The following is a 14,676-nucleotide window of genomic DNA, read 5'->3' on the forward strand; positions in this document are numbered from 1 at the left end:
GACCGGCCGGGTCAGCCGGTGGCGTGGGCGTGCAGGATGTGGGCGACGGCTTCGGTGACGCGTTGTGCCTGGGGCAGGTGGAGCCATTCGTCGGGCACGTGGGCGTTGGAATCCGGGCCCAGGGCGCCGGTGACCAGGAACTGGGCTGCCGGGTACTTCTCCGCGAGCAGTCCCATGAACGGGATCGAGCCGCCGAGGCCGACGCTTCGCCACGGCCGGCCGAAGACCCGGTCGCTCACCAGCTCCAGCGCGTTCGCCAGCCAGGGTGCCGCGTCCGGCGCGTTCCAGCCGCCCGCGTGTTCCACGCCGCCCAGCTCCACGGTCGCCCCGTACGGAACGTCCGTGGTGAGCGCCTTCTCGACCGCGTTCAGCGCGGCCGCCGAGTCCGCGGTCGGCGGCAGCCGGAAGCTCAGCGCGAGCGTGGTCGCGTCGCGCAGGACGTTCCCGGCGTTCGCGGGCTCGGGGAACCCGGCGGCGCCGATGACCGAAAGGGTCGGCCGCCAGCTGTTGTTGAGCAGGAGTTCCACGTCGTCGTCGGACACCGTGCGCATGCCCCGCGCCACCGGGAACGCGGTGCGGATCGCACCCGGCGAGACCTCGGCGGTCGCCCGGGCCTCGGCCAGGCGGTTCGCCGGGACGTCCACGTTCAGCTCGGCGAGCTTGATCTCACCGGTCGCCGAGTCCTCGATCCGGTCGAGCAGCTGCCGCAGGATCCGGAACGAACTCGGCACCACGCCGCTGGCCAGCCCGGAGTGCTGCGCCGATTCGAGCACCCGCACGGTGGCGTGCACCTGCACCAGGCCGCGCAGGCTGGTGGTCAGCCACAACCGCTCGTAGTCGTTGCCGCCGGAGTCCAGGCAGATCACGAACGACACCTCGCCGAGCCGCTCGGCCAGGTGCTCCAGGTACACCGGCAGGTCCGGGCTGCCCGATTCCTCACCGGTTTCCAGCAGCACGACCGCCCGCGCGTGCTTGCCGCCCCCGGCGCGGATCGCCTCGAGCGCGGTCGCCGCCGCGTATCCCGCATACCCGTCATCCGCCGAACCGCGGCCGTAGAGCCGGTCGCCCCGGATCACCGGCGTCCACGGCCCGAGCCCTTCGGACCAGCCGCCGACCGGGGGCTGCTTGTCCAGGTGGCCGTAGAGCAGCACGGTTCCCTTGTCCTCGGCGCCCTCGCTCGCGGGCACGTCGAGCAGCAGCACCGGAGTGTGCCCCGGCAACTCGACGACCTCGATCTTCGCGCCCGGGATCGGTCGCGCGGCGAGCCAGTTCCGCACGTGGTCGATCGCCGCCGCCAGCTGACCGGTTCGCGCCCAGTCGGCGTCGAAGGCCGGGGACAGGGCGGGGATCTCGACCAGGCCGGACAGGCTCGGGAGAACCTCGCCGGCCCAGTTGGTCAGGACGGTTTCGCGTACGGTTCGCTGCTCCACGTCCGCCATCCTGCCATCACGAGAAGGCGTGCGAATGCAGGATGCGGGCGATCGCCTCGGTGACCCGTTCGGTCTGGACGAGATGCAGCCATTCGTCCGGTACGTGCGCGTTGTTCCCCGGCCCGCGCGGACCGGTGGCCACGAACTGGGCGTCCGGATAGGCCCGCGCGAACAGCCCGAGGAACGGGATCGTCCCGCCCAGCCCGTTCGCGCGCCACGGCTTCCCGAACACCACGGCACTCGTTTCGTCCAAAGTGGACTTCAGCCAGGGGGCGAGCGGCGGCGCGTTCCAGCCGGTGGCCGCGCCGGTGCGGGTGATCTCGGCCCGCGCGCCGAACGGCACGTCCGCGCGCAGCGCGCGTTCGACCGCCGCGAGCGCGGCCGGGCCGTCGACCGTGGGCGGCAACCGCAGGCTGAGCTTCAGGCTGGTGTAGGGGCGCAGCACGTTCCCGGCGTCGGCGAGGCCCGGCAGCCCGTCCGCGCCGGTGATCGAGAGCGTGGTCCGCCAGGTGTTGCCGAGGATCAGCTCGACCGGATCGTCGGCGACCGGCCGGACGCCCTCGGCCAGCGGGATCTCCGGCACGAGCAGGCCCTCGGCGACCGCCGCCCGCACCTCGGCGAGCCGGTCCGGCGGCACCTCGGCGAGCAGTTCGGGCAGCCGGATCGCGCCCGTGCGCGGATCCTCGATGCGGTCCAGCAGTTCCCGCAGGATCCGGAACGAACTCGCGACCACGCCGCTCGCGTGCCCGGAGTGCACCCCGGCCTTCAGCACCCGCACGGTCAGGTCGAGGAACGCGATCCCGCGCAGCGAGGTGGCCAGCCACAACCGCTCGTAGTCGCCGCCCGCGGTGTCCAGGCAGACGACCAGCCCGACCCGGCCGAGGTCGTCGCGCAGGTGCGCCAGGTACGCGGCCAGGTCCGGGCTGCCGGACTCCTCGCTGGTCTCCAGCAGCAGCACGGTCCGGGCATGCGCGCCGCCCGCCGCGTGCAGCGCCTCCAGCGCGGTGGCCGCCGCGAACGCCGCGTAGCCGTCGTCGCCCGCGCCGCGCCCGTAGAGGCGGCCGTCCTTTTCCACCGGTGTCCACGGATCGAGGCCGGGCGACCACACCCCGGCGGGCGGCTGCTTGTCCAGGTGCCCGTAGATCACCACGGTGTCGGCGTTCGTCGCGTCCCCGGTCGCCGGGAGGTCGGCCAGCAGCAGCGGGGTCCGCCCCTCGAGCTGCACGACTTCGATTCTCATGGTCGGCGCCAGGCGGGACTCCAGCCAGTCGCCGACCAGCGCGACCGCGGCGTGCAGGTTCTTGTGGTGGACCCAGTCGGCGTCGAAGGCGGGCGAGAGCGCGGGGATGCGGACGAACTCGCGCAGGCCGGCCAGGGCTGCACCGCTCCAGGCCTGCCGCACGGTGTCCCGGAGGAGGTGCGGGTCCATCCCACGATCGTGACACGAACACGCGGTGGCGCACGTCACACTCTCGGTCGCCGGCGTACGCGGTGACGCACTCCCGCCACCGCCCGGAGCACGCCCGACCGCCATGTCGAGCCTGGCTTGAACCCCCGACTTTCGGCGGGCACATCGTCGGGCTTCCAAGCGTTTTCCCAGCTCAACACTGGTTTCTCAGCAACAAATCAGCATCGGCGACTCACCAGAACAGCCCAGTCCATGCCAGGATGGCCGCGTGAACCGTCACCGCCGACGGTGACCCGAGCGCTTCGGACCCGATGCGCAGGAGCCCGTCGGCGCCGTCGTTGCGGCCGCCACAAGCGGCTGCGCGGCACTGACACCGAGGAGACAAGCGCATGTCCTCTGCCGAACAGTGGACGCACCCTGAGCCTGGCGCCGGGCCCGCCGCACAAGCGGCACAACCGTCCCGAGAACAGGTGATTGCGGGTTTGCGAGCAACGAACGAAGGCGGCGCTGAGCTCACTCAGCTGCTGACCCCCGAGGGCGAGCGTGTCGACTCGCCGCAATTCGACTCCTACGTCGCCGACGTCGATGCCGAAGTGCTGCGCGGGCTGTACCGCGACATGGTGCTGGTCCGGCGTGCCGACCGCGAGTCCAACGCGATGCAGCGGCAGGGGCAGCTGGGCATCTGGGTTCCGCTGCTCGGCCAGGAAGCCGCGCAGATCGGCTCCGGCCGGGCCCTGCGGAAGCGGGACATGGCCTTCCCCAGCTACCGCGAGCACGGCGTGGCGTTCACCCGCGGCGTCGACTTCAAGGAGCTGCTCGGGATCTTCCGGTGCAGCGACCAGAGCGGCTGGGACTTCCAGGCCCACGGCTTCCACCCGTACACGATCGTCATCGGCAACCAGGTGCTCAACGCGGCCGGCTACGCGATGGGCCAGAAGTTCGAGGGCAAGGTCGGCGACGACGACGGCGAGGCGACCATCGTCTACTTCGGCGACGGCGCGACCAGCCAGGGCGACGTGCACGAGGGCTTCGTCTGGGCCGCGGTGTACGACGCGCCGCTGGTGTTCTTCTGCCAGAACAACCAGTGGGCGATCTCCGAACCGACCGAGCGCCAGTCGCGGCTCCCGCTCTACCAGCGCGCCCGCGGTTACGGCTTCCCCGGCATCCGTGTCGACGGCAACGACGTGCTGGCCTGCCTCGCGGTGACCCGCTGGGCGCTCGACGAATGCCGCCACGGCAACGGCCCGGTGCTGATCGAGGCGTTCACCTACCGGATGGACGCGCACACCACGACCGACGACCCCACCCGCTACCGGCTCTCCGAGGAGCTCGAGGTGTGGAAGCACAAGGACCCGATCGAGCGGGTCCGCGTGCACCTGGCCCGCAACGGCCTGGCGGATCAGGACTTCTTCGACAAGGTCCAGGCCGAGGCCGACGACTTCGCCGCGGACCTGCGCGACTTCTGCTTCAACATGCCCGATCCGCCGCCGGAGCGGATCTTCAGCGAGGTCTACGCCGAGCCGTCGCCGGTGCTGGACGCCCAGCGCGAGGAGTACCTGGCCTACCTCGCCGGGTTCGCCGAGGCGGGTGGTCACTGATGGCCGCGCCGGTTAAGTCCACAGTAGACAGTGCGCACTCGACCGTGCAGAAGCTGACCATCGGCAAGGGCCTGAACCTGGGCCTGCGCACGGCGATGGAAGCCGACGACAAGGTGATCATTCTCGGGGAGGACGTCGGCAAGCTCGGCGGCGTCTTCCGGATCACCGACGGGCTGCAGAAGGACTTCGGCGAGCAGCGCGTGCTGGACACCCCGCTCGCCGAGTCCGGGATCATCGGCACCGCGGTCGGGCTGGCCGTGCGCGGGTTCCGCCCGGTGTGCGAGATCCAGTTCGAGGGGTTCATCTTCCCCGGCTTCGACCAGATCTCCAGCCAGCTCGCGAAACTGCACTACCGTTCGCAGGGCCGGATCAAGATGCCGGTGGTCATCCGGGTGCCGTTCGGCGGCGGGATCGGCGCGGTGGAGCACCACTCCGAATCGCCGGAATCGCTGTTCTCGCACATTCCCGGGTTGAAGGTGGTCTCCTGCTCCAACCCCGCCGACGCGTACTGGATGATCCAGCAGGCCATCGCCTGCGACGATCCGGTGCTGTTCTTCGAACCGAAGCGGCTGTACCACTCGGGCGCCGTGCGCGCCGAGGTGGACACCGCGGCCACGCCCGATCCGCTGTTCGCCTCCCGGGTGGTCCGCCAGGGCACCGCGGCGACGGTGGTCGCCTACGGGCCGTCGGTGAAGGTCTGCCTGGACGCCGCGACCGCGGCCGCCGAGGAGGGCACCTCGCTCGAGGTGATCGACCTGCGCACCCTGTCCCCGCTCGACCTCGGCCCGGTCTTCGAATCGGTGCGCCGCACCGGCCGCCTCATCGCGGTCAGCGAGGCGCCGTCGGAGTCGTCGCTCACCTCGGAAATCGCCGCGCGCGTGCAACAGGAATGCTTCTACTCGCTGGAGGCCCCCGTCCTCCGGGTGACCGGATTCGACACGCCGTACCCGCCGAGCAAGCTCGAGGAGGAGTACCTCCCCGATCTGGACCGGGTGCTGCACGCCGTCGACCGTTCGCTCAGCTGGTGAAGGGGGATTCGCACAGATGCCCGAGTACAAGCAGTTTCCCCTTGCCGACACGGCGGAGGGGCTGACCGAGGCCGACATCCTCACCTGGCACGTAAAGCCGGGCGACGAGGTGACGGTCAACCAGATCGTGGTCGAGGTGGAGACCGCGAAGGCCGCGGTGGAACTCCCGATCCCGTGGGCGGGTGTGGTCACCGAGCTGCACGTCGAGCCGGGGCAGACCGTCGAGGTCGGCACCCCGATCCTCACCATCGACGTGGACCCGAACGGCACGGCGGCGCCCGCGCCCTCGGCCAACGGCTCCGCCGCCGCGGCCGAGGAACCTGCCGAAGAAGAGGAGATGAAACCCCTCGTCGGCTACGGCTCGAAGAAGGTCGTCGCCAAACGGCGTCCGCGCAAGGAAACCACCGCCGAACCGCCCGCCGCGCAACCGCCCGCGGCGGCTGTGGCCCCGGCGCCGAGCGCTCCGGCACCGAGCGCGCCGGAGCCCAGGGGTGGGTACGTGCCGCTGGCGAAGCCGCCGGTGCGCAAGCTCGCCAAGGACCTCGGCGTCGATCTGCACTCGCTGACCGGGTCGGCGGACGGCGGCGTGATCACCCGCGACGACGTGCGGCGGGCGGCGAGCGGGGCACCCGCCGACACACCGTCCACTGTGGAGGGTTACGACCCGGCGACCCGGGAGCGCCGGGTGCCGATCAAGGGTGTGCGCAAGAAGACCGCGCAGGCCATGGTGGCCAGCAAGTTCACCGCGCCGCACGTCACCGAGTTCCTCACCGTCGACGTCACGCCGATGATGGAACTGCGGGCGAAGCTGAAGAACAGCCCGGAGTTCGCGGGCGTGAAGCTGACCCCGCTGGCGTTCGCGGCCAAGGCCATGTGCCTGGCGGCGAAGCGGACGCCGGACGTCAACGCGGTGTGGGACGAGGAGAACCAGGAGATCGTCTACAAGGACTACGTCCACCTGGGCGTGGCCGCGGCGACTCCGCGCGGGCTGATCGTGCCGAAGATCCGGGACGCGGACGGGCTTTCGCTCCTGGAGCTGGCGCGGGCGCTGGAAGAACTCACGGCCACCGCGCGCGCGGGCAAGACCACACCCGGCGACATGATCAACGGCACGATCACCATCAGCAACGTGGGCGTGCTCGGGGTGGACACCGGGACGCCGATCATCACCCCCGGTGAGTCGGCGATCCTCGCGTTCGGCTCGATCAAGGACACCCCGTGGGTGGTGGACGGGGAGATCAAGGTCCGCAAGGTGCTGCAGCTCGCGCTGAGCTTCGACCACCGGTTGATCGACGGTCAGCAGGGCGCGGAGTACCTCGCCGACGTCGGCGCGCTGCTCGCCGATCCGGCGATCGCCTTCACTTACTAGGCGGCAGCTTCAGGTACGCGGTACCCCGCTCCAGGTCGATCCGGCTGCGGGGCGGGGCGCCGTCGTCCTCCTCCTGGGACATCACCAGTTCGACATCGCGCTGCCGCAGCTCGTTGCGCTTGGTTTGGTAGAGGAAGGCGAACATCTCCTCGGTGCCCAGCGCGGCGGCCATCCGCTTGCCGCCGCCCAGGCCGGAGGAGCTGTTCTCGCCCCGCCGCGGCTTCCACGGGATCCACCGGAACCGGCCCAGCCAGCCGCCGAACAGCTCGAAGATCACCGCGAAGAAGAGCAGCAGGAACAAACCCGGGATCGAGATCGCCACGACCAGGAGCATGTCCATGACCGGCCAACGACCCGATCATGATCACGGTTCCGCGACGCTCGCTTTCCGCGAAGTCGGCACCCGCGGCGGCGTACCCGTGGTGCTGCTCCACGCGTTGGGCAGCACCGCTCGCACCTGGGACGGCTTCGCGGCACGGCTGGCGGTCGCCACGTCCTCGCCCAGGATCTGCGGGGACACGGCGGCAGCGGCGGCTGGTCGTCGAGGACACCCCGCCGCCACCCGAGACGCCGCCGGAACCTCACTGTTCGCCGAGTCGGCACGATCCTGTTGCTCGAACGTGGAAAGCTGGCCGGAATCGCCGCCCGCGAGCAGCCGATGGAACTCGGCGGGCGGTATGCGGAGTTGTTCACACTGCGGGCTGGAGAGGGGAACACGTGCTCGATCCGTACTGGGTTTCGCGGTTCAGCGAGACCTTCGCGCGCCCGGCCTCCGCGGTGACCGAACGGATCTGGGCGCGCGTCTACGGCGACGAGTACCCGGCCGGGCTCGGCATCCACAGCTACCTGTCGGTGACCGAACTGGAGAAGTTCGACGCCGAGCTGCGGCTGGCGCCGGGCGCGCTCCTGGTGGACGCGGGGTGCGGCCGGGGTGGCCCGGGCCTGTGGGTGGCGGCCCGGACCGGCGCCCGGCTGCTCGGCGTCGACATCGCGGAACCCGCGCTGGCGAGCGCCCGCGAGCGCGCGGCGGCCCTGGGGCTCGGCGAACGGGCCGAGTACCGCGTCGGTTCGTTCGACGCGCTGGGCCTGCCGGACGCGAGCGCGCGGGCGGCGATGAGCGTCGACGCGCTGCTGTTCGCCGAAGACAAGGCGAGTGCCCTGCGGGAGTTCGCCCGCGTCCTGGAGCCCGGTGGCCGCCTGTGCCTGACCACCTGGGACTACCACTCGCAGCCGGTGGGCCGGCCGCCGCAGGTGCCCGACCACCGGCCGCTGCTGGAAGCGGCCGGGTTCACCGTGCGCGAATACGCCGAAACCGAGGCGTGGCGGGAACGGCAGGCCAGGACCACCGAACTCCTGCTCGACGAGGTCGAGGAACTCGCCGCCGAATCCGGGCGGGATCCCGCGGAACTGCGCTCGCGCATCGAGGAGATGAAGGCGACCAACGACTGCATGATCCGGCGGGTCTTTCTGGTGGCCGAACGGGAGGGAAGCCGATGACCATCCTCGCGGAGGAACTGGGCGTCGCGGCCGGGGAGGACTGGCTGTTCCGCGAGCTGGATCTCGTGGTGGGTGAAGGCGAGTGCGCGGTGCTGACCGGGCCGAACGGCGCCGGGAAGTCGACCCTGCTGCGCTGCCTGTACGGCTCGCAAGCGCCGACCGAGGGCACGGTGACCGTCTGCGGCACGCCGCCGGACGAGCGGTCGCCCGCGTTCCGGCGGCGGGTGTCGGTGCTGCTCGACGATTCGGCGCTGTTCGACGAGCTCACCCCGCGCCAGCACCTGGACCTGCTGCTGCGGTCGTTCCCCGGGGTGGAGGTCCAGGCCGATCCGGGGCGGCTGCTCGCGTTCGCCGGGCTGGACCACCGCATCGACGTCCCGGCCGGGCAGCTGTCCGCGGGGCAGCGGCGCCGCCTGCTCCTGCTGGGCTGCGTCGCGCGGCCGCACGAGGTGCTGCTGCTCGACGAACCGGAACGCGCGCTCGACGCCGAGGGCCGGGAGTGGCTCGCGGACCTGATCACCGAGAGCACCCGCGCCGGGGCCGCGGTGGTCGCCGCCAGCCACTTCCGGCCGCTGGTCGACCAGGTCGCCGATTCCATCGTGGACTTCACATGAAGCGCTGGCTCGGCAGGAACTCCGACGAGGCCGCCAGCCGCTTGGTGGCCGCGTTCGTGGCGCTCGGCGTGCTCGGGTCGCCGTTCTACAACACCGCGGTCGTGCGCGCGGAACTGCTCGGCGACACCCCGGTCACCGATCTGGCCAGCCTCGCGGTGCTCTGCGTCGGGCTCGCGCTGGCCTGGCGTTCCCTGCTGCGGCGGAGTTTCGCGTGGGCCGATCCGGCCCGGCTGACCTGGGCCGACTTCGACGGCTCCCGGCCGCGGCGGATCGGCGGTCAGCTCCTGCTCGCGTGGGCGGGCCGGTTCGGCGCGGTCGTCTACGCGACGCTGGTCAGCGCGCTGCTGCTCGGCTGGTCCCCGGCCCTGGTACCGGTGGCGTGCGCGCTGTTCGCCGCCACCGCGCTGCTCGCCCTGGTCACCGCCCACCGCCGCACCGGGCCGGTGGTGCGGTGGGCGGAGAACCTGGTGCCGCTGCCACTCGCCGTGCTCGCGCTGACCGGATCGCAACCCGCGACGCTGTGGCCGATCGCGATCGTGGCGGCGGCCGCCGCGGTGGCGTGCGCGCTGCTGCCGGGAACGCGGACCACGACCGGCACCGGCCGCCGCGAGCTGGTCGACCGGTTCACCGAGCGCATGGTCCGCCGCACCTCGATGACCTTCCTCGACGTCTGGGCCCTGCTGCCCGCCGGGCGCCCGATCCGCTGGGCGACCGTCCTCAGTGGACGGTTCGTGCTCGCCCGGTTCGTGCTGGCCGGGGTGCTCGCCCGCGGGCGGACGCTGCCGCTGGTGGCGTTGCTCGCGGTCGGTGTGGCCGTGCTGCACCAGGTGTTCCCGGCGTTGAACCTGGTGTGGCTGATCGGGATCGGCGGTTACCTGGCGACCCTGCCGATGGCCGCGTCGCTGGCCGAACTGCGCCGGGTGCCCGGGCTCCGCCGCTGGCTCAACTGCTCCGAACGCGCGCTCAAACTGACCGCGGTCGCGGTGCTCACCGTGCTGCTGGCGCTGTGGCTCGGGCTGGTGCTGCTGCTCGGCGTGCCGTGGTCGTGGCAGCTCGGGCTGGTGATGCTGCTGGCCGCCGCCGCGATGGTCCGGACGGTCACCGGCCGGATGGTGGCCTACGACAACGTGGGCGAGGTGTCGATCCTCGGCGTGCTGATCCCCGCGGGACTGGTCGGCCAGCTCGTCCAGGGCCCCGATCTGCTGCTGGTCGGGCTCATCGTGCTCGGCGCCGGGGTGACGCTGTGGATCGCGGCGCCGATCGTGCTCGGCCTGAGCACCGCGTCGACGCTGCGGGCGCCGGCCTGAAACCGATGCGACGAATCGCGGTGATCGGCTGCGGGGGCGCCGGGAAGTCGACCTTCTCCCGCCGGCTCGGGGAAATCCTCGGCCTGCCGGTGACCCATCTCGACCGGTTGTTCTGGCGACCGGGCTGGGTGCCGACCGAACGCGCGGAATGGCGCCGGATCCAGCGCGGGCTGGTCGCGGCGGACCGCTGGATCCTGGACGGGAACTACGGCGGCACCATGGACATCCGGCTCGCCGCGGCGGACACCGTGATCCTGCTGGACTTCCCGCGCCGGACCTGCCTGCGCCGGGCGCTGCGCCGCACGATCCGCGGCGGCGAGCAGGCGCCGGGCTGCCCCGAACGCTTCGATCCCGAGTTCCTGCGCTGGATCTGGACCTGGCCGCACGCCGGTCGCCGCCGGATGTTCGCGCACCTGGCCGAACACGGCGGCGGGACGCGGCAGATCCTGCTGAGCAGCCCGCGGGAAGCGGCGGCCTACCTGGCTCGGGTGCGCTCGCGGTAACGCACGTGCCGCTCCGGCAGCGTGGTGCCGGTGAGCGTCAGCCCGCTGACGTTGAGCTGCTTGACCGGCCCGTCCCCGGTTTCGGCGTGGAACCGGACCCGGTCGAGTTCGCAGTCGCGCAGCCACAGGACGTGCTCGCGCTGCACGGCCTCGCGCAGATCGAACTCGCCGCCGGTCAGCAGCGAATCCTCGATGACCAGGCGCGCCTCGCTCTCCGCCACGCTCGGCCGCTCCGCGGTGAGCCCGGTGAAGTCGAACGCGCACTCGTGGAACTCGCACCGGCCGAAGACCACGTCACCGTGCCGCCACTGCGGCCCGGTGACCACGATCCGGGTGCGCTCGAACCGGCAGTCGGCCAGCGCGAAGTTCTCGCCCGCGGCCCGCTCGCCGGAGATGAGCACCACCCCGCCTTCGAACCGGGCACCCACCAGCGAACACGACACCTCGAACCGGGTCTCCCCGGCTCGGAACACCGCGTCGCGGAAGTCGCCCGCCCGCGCCCCGGGCGGGCCGAGCACGGTGTGTTCGCCCTCGAACAGCGCCTGTTCCAGCCGCACCCGGCCGATCGGGAAGGTCCTGATCAGATCGACATCGGTGAACCCGGCGGCGGTCAGGTCGAGGTCGAGATCGTGGCCCACCCGCCACCACTCGCCGGAGAGGCGGTCGCCGAGCAGCCGCAGCAGGGTCTGCCGCACCTTCCGCTCCACCGTGTCCTCGCCGTCCCGGGGCAGCCGCAGGTATCCGCACAGCACGTCGACGCAGATCTGGCGGTTGTCCTGCCAGTCGTCGGCGAGCCCGGCCATCGCGTAGACCCCGGCGAGCCGCACCGCCGCGTTCTCGTGCGCGAGTTGCTCGGCGGCCGTGCCGAACCGCTCGTTGTAGCTCTGCGCCTGCTCCCGCTCGTCCCGGGCGCGCGCCAGCCCGTGTTCGGCCTCGGTGACCCGTTGCTTGCGCAGGTTGACCGCGAGCAGCACCACCCCGCCCAGCCCGGCGACCACGGCCAGCGCGATCTTGAGCAGATCCAGCACCTGCGCGGTGCCGAACGTGTTCGCCGGAGGCAGCCGGGGCCAGCCGAACAGCCAGAGCAGCCCGCTGGTCACCCCGGCGGCCACCACCACGGCGAAGAAGAGCCAGCGCGACACCGACCCGAGGATCGTGCTCGGCTGGCGGCCGGTTTCGCCGGAGAACCGGATTCCCGCACCGCGGCGCCGCATCCGCCCGAGGATGATCACCAGCAGCAGGGCGGCCGCCGTCATCCCGGCCAGGATCTTCGGGTCCCCGTGCCCCCACCAACTCCACACGGACGGTGACCTTAGTTCCCCCGCCTGACCTGCGGGGAGCAAAACGGACAGGTCGTTCGTTGTCGCGGTATGGCTGTTGTGCTGCTGCTCTATGTGGTTGCCGAGGTGGCCGCCGTCTGGGCGGTGAGCTCGGCCATCGGTTTCCTCGGGACCATCGGCCTGCTGCTGGCCGGGGCGTTCCTCGGTTCGTGGCTGGCCCGGCGCGAGGGCGCCCGCGCGATGCGCGCGTTCGTGGCGACCGCCCGGGCCGGGAAGCCCGCGCACGCCGAGATCACCGACGGGATGCTGATCGCCCTCGGCGGCGTGCTGATCATGCTGCCCGGATTCGTCAGCGACCTGGCCGGTCTGCTCCTGCTGCTGCCGCCGAGCCGCGGCCTGGTCCGCCGGGCGTGGCTGCGCCGGATCGAGAAGCGCGCCCCGGTGGGGTACTCCGCCCCGGGCGGGGTGATCGTGGTGGACAGCGAGGTCGTGGACGAGCAGCGCCCGCCGCGCTCGCATCCGGTCATCGACGCGGGGTAGGAATGTCGAAGTAGCTGCTCAGCCGCACCGCGGGGGCGTATTCGCCCTTGACCCGGACCCGTCCGGTCACGAACATCGTCGCCGCCGCGGTGATTCCGGTCGCCATTCGGATGAAATCCTCCGCGGAAACCGTGATGGTGGTGTCCGGAGTGCGGCCGAGATCGGCGCTGGAAACGCAGAAACCGTCCTCGATCACCGTCTGGAAGCGATCGAATCCGTCTTCTCCGTCACCATCGGAAAATCGCCAGCCGACCACGATGTTGACATGCTTCGCCCGGTCCGCGACAAAATGATCGGACATTCTCCGGAATATCTCGTCGAGGAACACCGAGCGTAATTCCGCGTGTTCGGCGATCGCCTTGATCTGCTCGCGCGACGCCCGCTGCACCAGGTCGACCAGGGTCTCCGTGGTGAGCGAGGGCAGTTCCACCCCGGCCCCGCTCGTGCCCAGCATGTGCAGCGTCTCCAGCAGCTGGATGAACTGCTCGGGGCTCAGCTTGCCCAGGTCGAGCCTGCGCGCGAACGCGTTGATCGCGTGCTCGTCGCGCTGTGTTCGGGTGATCACTCGGGGCCGCCGGGAAACCCGAAGCCGTTTCCGCCAGCGGCGCACCAGCTTTCGCGGGGACACGGGCAACGAGTGTACCGGCCTAATCTGGTTTGGGAAGGTCGAAGAATCCGATCAACCCGGCCGCGAATGCGAGATCGCCTTTCACCTTGATTTTTCCGGTGACGAACAAAACCGCCGGTGTCGCCTGGTGGGTGATCAGTTTGAAGAAATCGGTCGGGCCGACGGTGATGGTCACCCGCGGCTGCTCGCGCATCTCGCGGCTCACCGTGCAGCCGCCGTCCGCGATGACCGTCTCGTACCGGTCGTAGCCGCCCGCACCGGAGCCGCCGGTCAGCCGCCAGTGCACCACCGCGTGCACGTTCTTCGCCCGATCGGGTCTGATGTGCGATCGCATCCGGTCGAAGATCTCGCCGAGCACCCGCTCGCGCAGGGCGGGCTCGGCCACGACCCGGTCCAGTTGCGCCTTCGAGGCACGCGCGACGAGTTTCGCGAAATGGCGCGGATCGACCTTGCCCAGATCGAGCGCGGGGGCGGCTTCGGCCACCCGGACCAGCGCCGCGAGCAGGCGGCGGAAGTCGTCCTGGCCGAGATCGGCGGGGTCCACGGCGGCGGCGAGTTCGTTCACGTCCAAGGACGCGATCTCCGGCCCGGCCGGGTCGATCCGCTCGAGCGCGTCGACCAGGGCCTTTCCCTTGAGATCGAACAAATCCAGCCCCGCCAGTCCGGTGTCGTCGGCCATCACGCCTCCCCGCCATACCTACCGACCCGTAAGTTTACGCGCGAGTAGGTTAGTGGGCAAGCTGCCTACTCGTGCGGCGAAACCACACGTCCACCTGCGGTACAGGTAACGTTTTGGCGCGAAAGGAGGGCCGCGTGACAGAGCAAGCACAGCGTCCACCGGAACGTGCACGCCGGCTGCCGAGGGCAGTCCGGGAACGGCAGATCCTGGACGCCGCGGTCGAGGTTTTCTCCCGCTACGGCTACCACTCGGCGTCGATGGACGAGATCTCCGAGGTGGCGGGCGTCTCGAAGCCGATGATCTACACCTACCTCGGCTCGAAGGAGGACCTCTTCACCAAGTGCATCCGCCGGGAGGCCACCCGGCTGCTGGAAGCCATCCAGGGCGGGGTGCGGCCCGAACTCGCCCCGGACATGCAGCTGTGGCACGGCCTCCGCTCGTTCTACAAGTTCGTCGCCGAGTACCGCGACTCGTGGACCGTGCTGCACCGGCAGGCGCTGACCGTCGGCGGGGAGTTCGCCGCGGAGATCACCGCGATGCGCACCCGCGCGATCGAACTGGTGGCCGCGCTGGTGGTGTCGGCGGGCACCCGCAAGGGACTCGGCGAGCAGGCCGAGTTCTCCGGTGAGGGCATGGCCGCCGCGCTCGTCGGAGCCGCCGAGTCCCTCGCGGACTGGTGGCTCGACCACTCCGACGTCAGCGACGGCGTGCTGGCCTCCTGGCTGATGAACCTGATCTGGCTCGGTTTCAACGACCTCGTCGAGGGCGACGTCTGGAAACCCGCGCAGTAGCCGC

Annotated in this window: 16 protein-coding genes; 9 read left to right on the forward strand and 7 right to left on the reverse strand. The window is 71.1% G+C overall.

Features of this window, described 5'->3' with window-relative positions; translation table 11 throughout:
• Nucleotides 1-11: 11 nt before the first annotated feature.
• The gene (locus tag FXO23_RS00665) at nucleotides 12-1,439 is read right to left on the reverse strand and encodes a M20/M25/M40 family metallo-hydrolase (RefSeq protein ID WP_158879502.1); all 1,428 of its coding nucleotides are present in this window, start codon (nucleotides 1,437-1,439) and stop codon (nucleotides 12-14) included.
• Nucleotides 1,440-1,446: 7 nt separating this feature from the next.
• Entirely contained in the window at nucleotides 1,447-2,859 is a 1,413-nt protein-coding gene (locus tag FXO23_RS00670; protein WP_158879503.1) for a M20/M25/M40 family metallo-hydrolase, read from the reverse strand.
• Between the two features lie 368 nt (nucleotides 2,860-3,227).
• Between FXO23_RS00670 and pdhA the strand changes: the two genes are divergently transcribed.
• The 3 genes from pdhA to FXO23_RS00685 are packed head-to-tail and all read left to right on the forward strand — an operon-like array spanning nucleotide 3,228 to nucleotide 6,833.
• Nucleotides 3,228-4,436: a pyruvate dehydrogenase (acetyl-transferring) E1 component subunit alpha gene (gene pdhA / locus FXO23_RS00675; RefSeq protein ID WP_158879504.1), complete on the forward strand. Its 1,209-nt coding sequence runs from the start codon at nucleotides 3,228-3,230 to the stop codon at nucleotides 4,434-4,436.
• Nucleotides 4,436-5,464 carry an alpha-ketoacid dehydrogenase subunit beta gene (locus FXO23_RS00680; RefSeq protein WP_158879505.1) on the forward strand — a complete coding sequence of 343 codons (1,029 nt, stop codon included), beginning with the start codon at nucleotides 4,436-4,438 and terminating at the stop codon, nucleotides 5,462-5,464. The genes pdhA and FXO23_RS00680 overlap by 1 nt, the downstream gene beginning before the upstream one ends.
• 16 nt (nucleotides 5,465-5,480) lie before the next feature.
• Nucleotides 5,481-6,833, forward strand: coding sequence for a dihydrolipoamide acetyltransferase family protein (locus tag FXO23_RS00685; RefSeq protein ID WP_158879506.1), 1,353 nt, complete (start codon nucleotides 5,481-5,483; stop codon nucleotides 6,831-6,833).
• Here the strand turns inward: FXO23_RS00685 and FXO23_RS00690 are convergent.
• A complete protein-coding gene (locus FXO23_RS00690; protein WP_158879507.1) occupies nucleotides 6,823-7,155 on the reverse strand; it encodes a DUF6191 domain-containing protein in 333 nt (110 codons plus the stop codon). The genes FXO23_RS00685 and FXO23_RS00690 overlap by 11 nt on opposite strands.
• 42 nt (nucleotides 7,156-7,197) lie before the next feature.
• The gene (locus FXO23_RS51410; protein WP_246256798.1) at nucleotides 7,198-7,353 is read right to left on the reverse strand and encodes a hypothetical protein; all 156 of its coding nucleotides are present in this window, start codon (nucleotides 7,351-7,353) and stop codon (nucleotides 7,198-7,200) included.
• Between the two features lie 197 nt (nucleotides 7,354-7,550).
• On the opposite strand from FXO23_RS51410, the gene FXO23_RS00695 reads away from it, so the two are divergent.
• Genes FXO23_RS00695 through FXO23_RS00710 form a run of 4 tightly spaced genes read left to right on the forward strand, consistent with a single transcriptional unit; the run spans nucleotide 7,551 to nucleotide 10,754 of the window.
• Nucleotides 7,551-8,330: a class I SAM-dependent methyltransferase gene (locus FXO23_RS00695; RefSeq protein WP_246256799.1), complete on the forward strand. Its 780-nt coding sequence runs from the start codon at nucleotides 7,551-7,553 to the stop codon at nucleotides 8,328-8,330.
• Nucleotides 8,327-8,944 carry an ABC transporter ATP-binding protein gene (locus FXO23_RS00700; protein WP_158879509.1) on the forward strand — a complete coding sequence of 206 codons (618 nt, stop codon included), beginning with the start codon at nucleotides 8,327-8,329 and terminating at the stop codon, nucleotides 8,942-8,944. The genes FXO23_RS00695 and FXO23_RS00700 overlap by 4 nt, the downstream gene beginning before the upstream one ends.
• Nucleotides 8,941-10,251 (forward strand): hypothetical protein, encoded by a 1,311-nt coding sequence (locus tag FXO23_RS00705; protein WP_158879510.1) that lies wholly within the window; start codon nucleotides 8,941-8,943, stop codon nucleotides 10,249-10,251. Before FXO23_RS00700 ends, FXO23_RS00705 begins: the two co-directional genes overlap by 4 nt.
• A 5-nt stretch (nucleotides 10,252-10,256) precedes the next feature.
• Entirely contained in the window at nucleotides 10,257-10,754 is a 498-nt protein-coding gene (locus tag FXO23_RS00710) for a P-loop NTPase family protein (protein ID WP_158879511.1), read from the forward strand.
• Here the strand turns inward: FXO23_RS00710 and FXO23_RS00715 are convergent.
• Entirely contained in the window at nucleotides 10,727-12,055 is a 1,329-nt protein-coding gene (locus FXO23_RS00715; RefSeq protein ID WP_158879512.1) for a hypothetical protein, read from the reverse strand. The genes FXO23_RS00710 and FXO23_RS00715 overlap by 28 nt on opposite strands.
• A gap of 69 nt (nucleotides 12,056-12,124) precedes the next feature.
• On the opposite strand from FXO23_RS00715, the gene FXO23_RS00720 reads away from it, so the two are divergent.
• Complete coding sequence (locus FXO23_RS00720) at nucleotides 12,125-12,574, forward strand: FxsA family protein (RefSeq protein ID WP_158879513.1); 450 nt, start codon at nucleotides 12,125-12,127, stop codon at nucleotides 12,572-12,574.
• Here the strand turns inward: FXO23_RS00720 and FXO23_RS00725 are convergent.
• Both FXO23_RS00725 and FXO23_RS00730 read right to left on the reverse strand, forming a co-directional pair.
• Complete coding sequence (locus tag FXO23_RS00725; RefSeq protein ID WP_158880041.1) at nucleotides 12,558-13,106, reverse strand: SCP2 sterol-binding domain-containing protein; 549 nt, start codon at nucleotides 13,104-13,106, stop codon at nucleotides 12,558-12,560. The two genes, FXO23_RS00720 and FXO23_RS00725, sit on opposite strands and share 17 nt — an antisense overlap.
• A gap of 115 nt (nucleotides 13,107-13,221) precedes the next feature.
• Complete coding sequence (locus FXO23_RS00730) at nucleotides 13,222-13,881, reverse strand: SCP2 sterol-binding domain-containing protein (protein WP_158879514.1); 660 nt, start codon at nucleotides 13,879-13,881, stop codon at nucleotides 13,222-13,224.
• 134 nt (nucleotides 13,882-14,015) lie between these two features.
• Here FXO23_RS00730 and FXO23_RS00735 point away from each other — a divergent pair, with 134 nt between their 5' ends.
• Nucleotides 14,016-14,672 carry a TetR/AcrR family transcriptional regulator gene (locus FXO23_RS00735; protein WP_158879515.1) on the forward strand — a complete coding sequence of 219 codons (657 nt, stop codon included), beginning with the start codon at nucleotides 14,016-14,018 and terminating at the stop codon, nucleotides 14,670-14,672.
• Nucleotides 14,673-14,676: the final 4 nt, after the last annotated feature.

Origin of the sequence: Amycolatopsis anabasis (genome assembly GCF_009765355.1) — a bacterium.
GTDB classification, from domain to species: Bacteria; Actinomycetota; Actinomycetes; order Mycobacteriales; family Pseudonocardiaceae; genus Amycolatopsis; species Amycolatopsis anabasis.

What these genes read in the sequence shown, in the direction of transcription:
- FXO23_RS00665 (WP_158879502.1), bottom strand. Translation starts at nt 1,439, where the DNA reads ATGGCGGACGTGGAGCAGCGAACCGTACGCGAAACCGTCCTGACCAAC.
- FXO23_RS00670 (WP_158879503.1), bottom strand. Translation starts at nt 2,859, where the DNA reads ATGGACCCGCACCTCCTCCGGGACACCGTGCGGCAGGCCTGGAGCGGT.
- pdhA (WP_158879504.1), top strand. Translation starts at nt 3,228, where the DNA reads ATGTCCTCTGCCGAACAGTGGACGCACCCTGAGCCTGGCGCCGGGCCC.
- FXO23_RS00680 (WP_158879505.1), top strand. Translation starts at nt 4,436, where the DNA reads ATGGCCGCGCCGGTTAAGTCCACAGTAGACAGTGCGCACTCGACCGTG.
- FXO23_RS00685 (WP_158879506.1), top strand. Translation starts at nt 5,481, where the DNA reads ATGCCCGAGTACAAGCAGTTTCCCCTTGCCGACACGGCGGAGGGGCTG.
- FXO23_RS00700 (WP_158879509.1), top strand. Translation starts at nt 8,327, where the DNA reads ATGACCATCCTCGCGGAGGAACTGGGCGTCGCGGCCGGGGAGGACTGG.
- FXO23_RS00705 (WP_158879510.1), top strand. Translation starts at nt 8,941, where the DNA reads ATGAAGCGCTGGCTCGGCAGGAACTCCGACGAGGCCGCCAGCCGCTTG.
- FXO23_RS00710 (WP_158879511.1), top strand. Translation starts at nt 10,257, where the DNA reads ATGCGACGAATCGCGGTGATCGGCTGCGGGGGCGCCGGGAAGTCGACC.
- FXO23_RS00720 (WP_158879513.1), top strand. Translation starts at nt 12,125, where the DNA reads ATGGCTGTTGTGCTGCTGCTCTATGTGGTTGCCGAGGTGGCCGCCGTC.
- FXO23_RS00730 (WP_158879514.1), bottom strand. Translation starts at nt 13,881, where the DNA reads ATGGCCGACGACACCGGACTGGCGGGGCTGGATTTGTTCGATCTCAAG.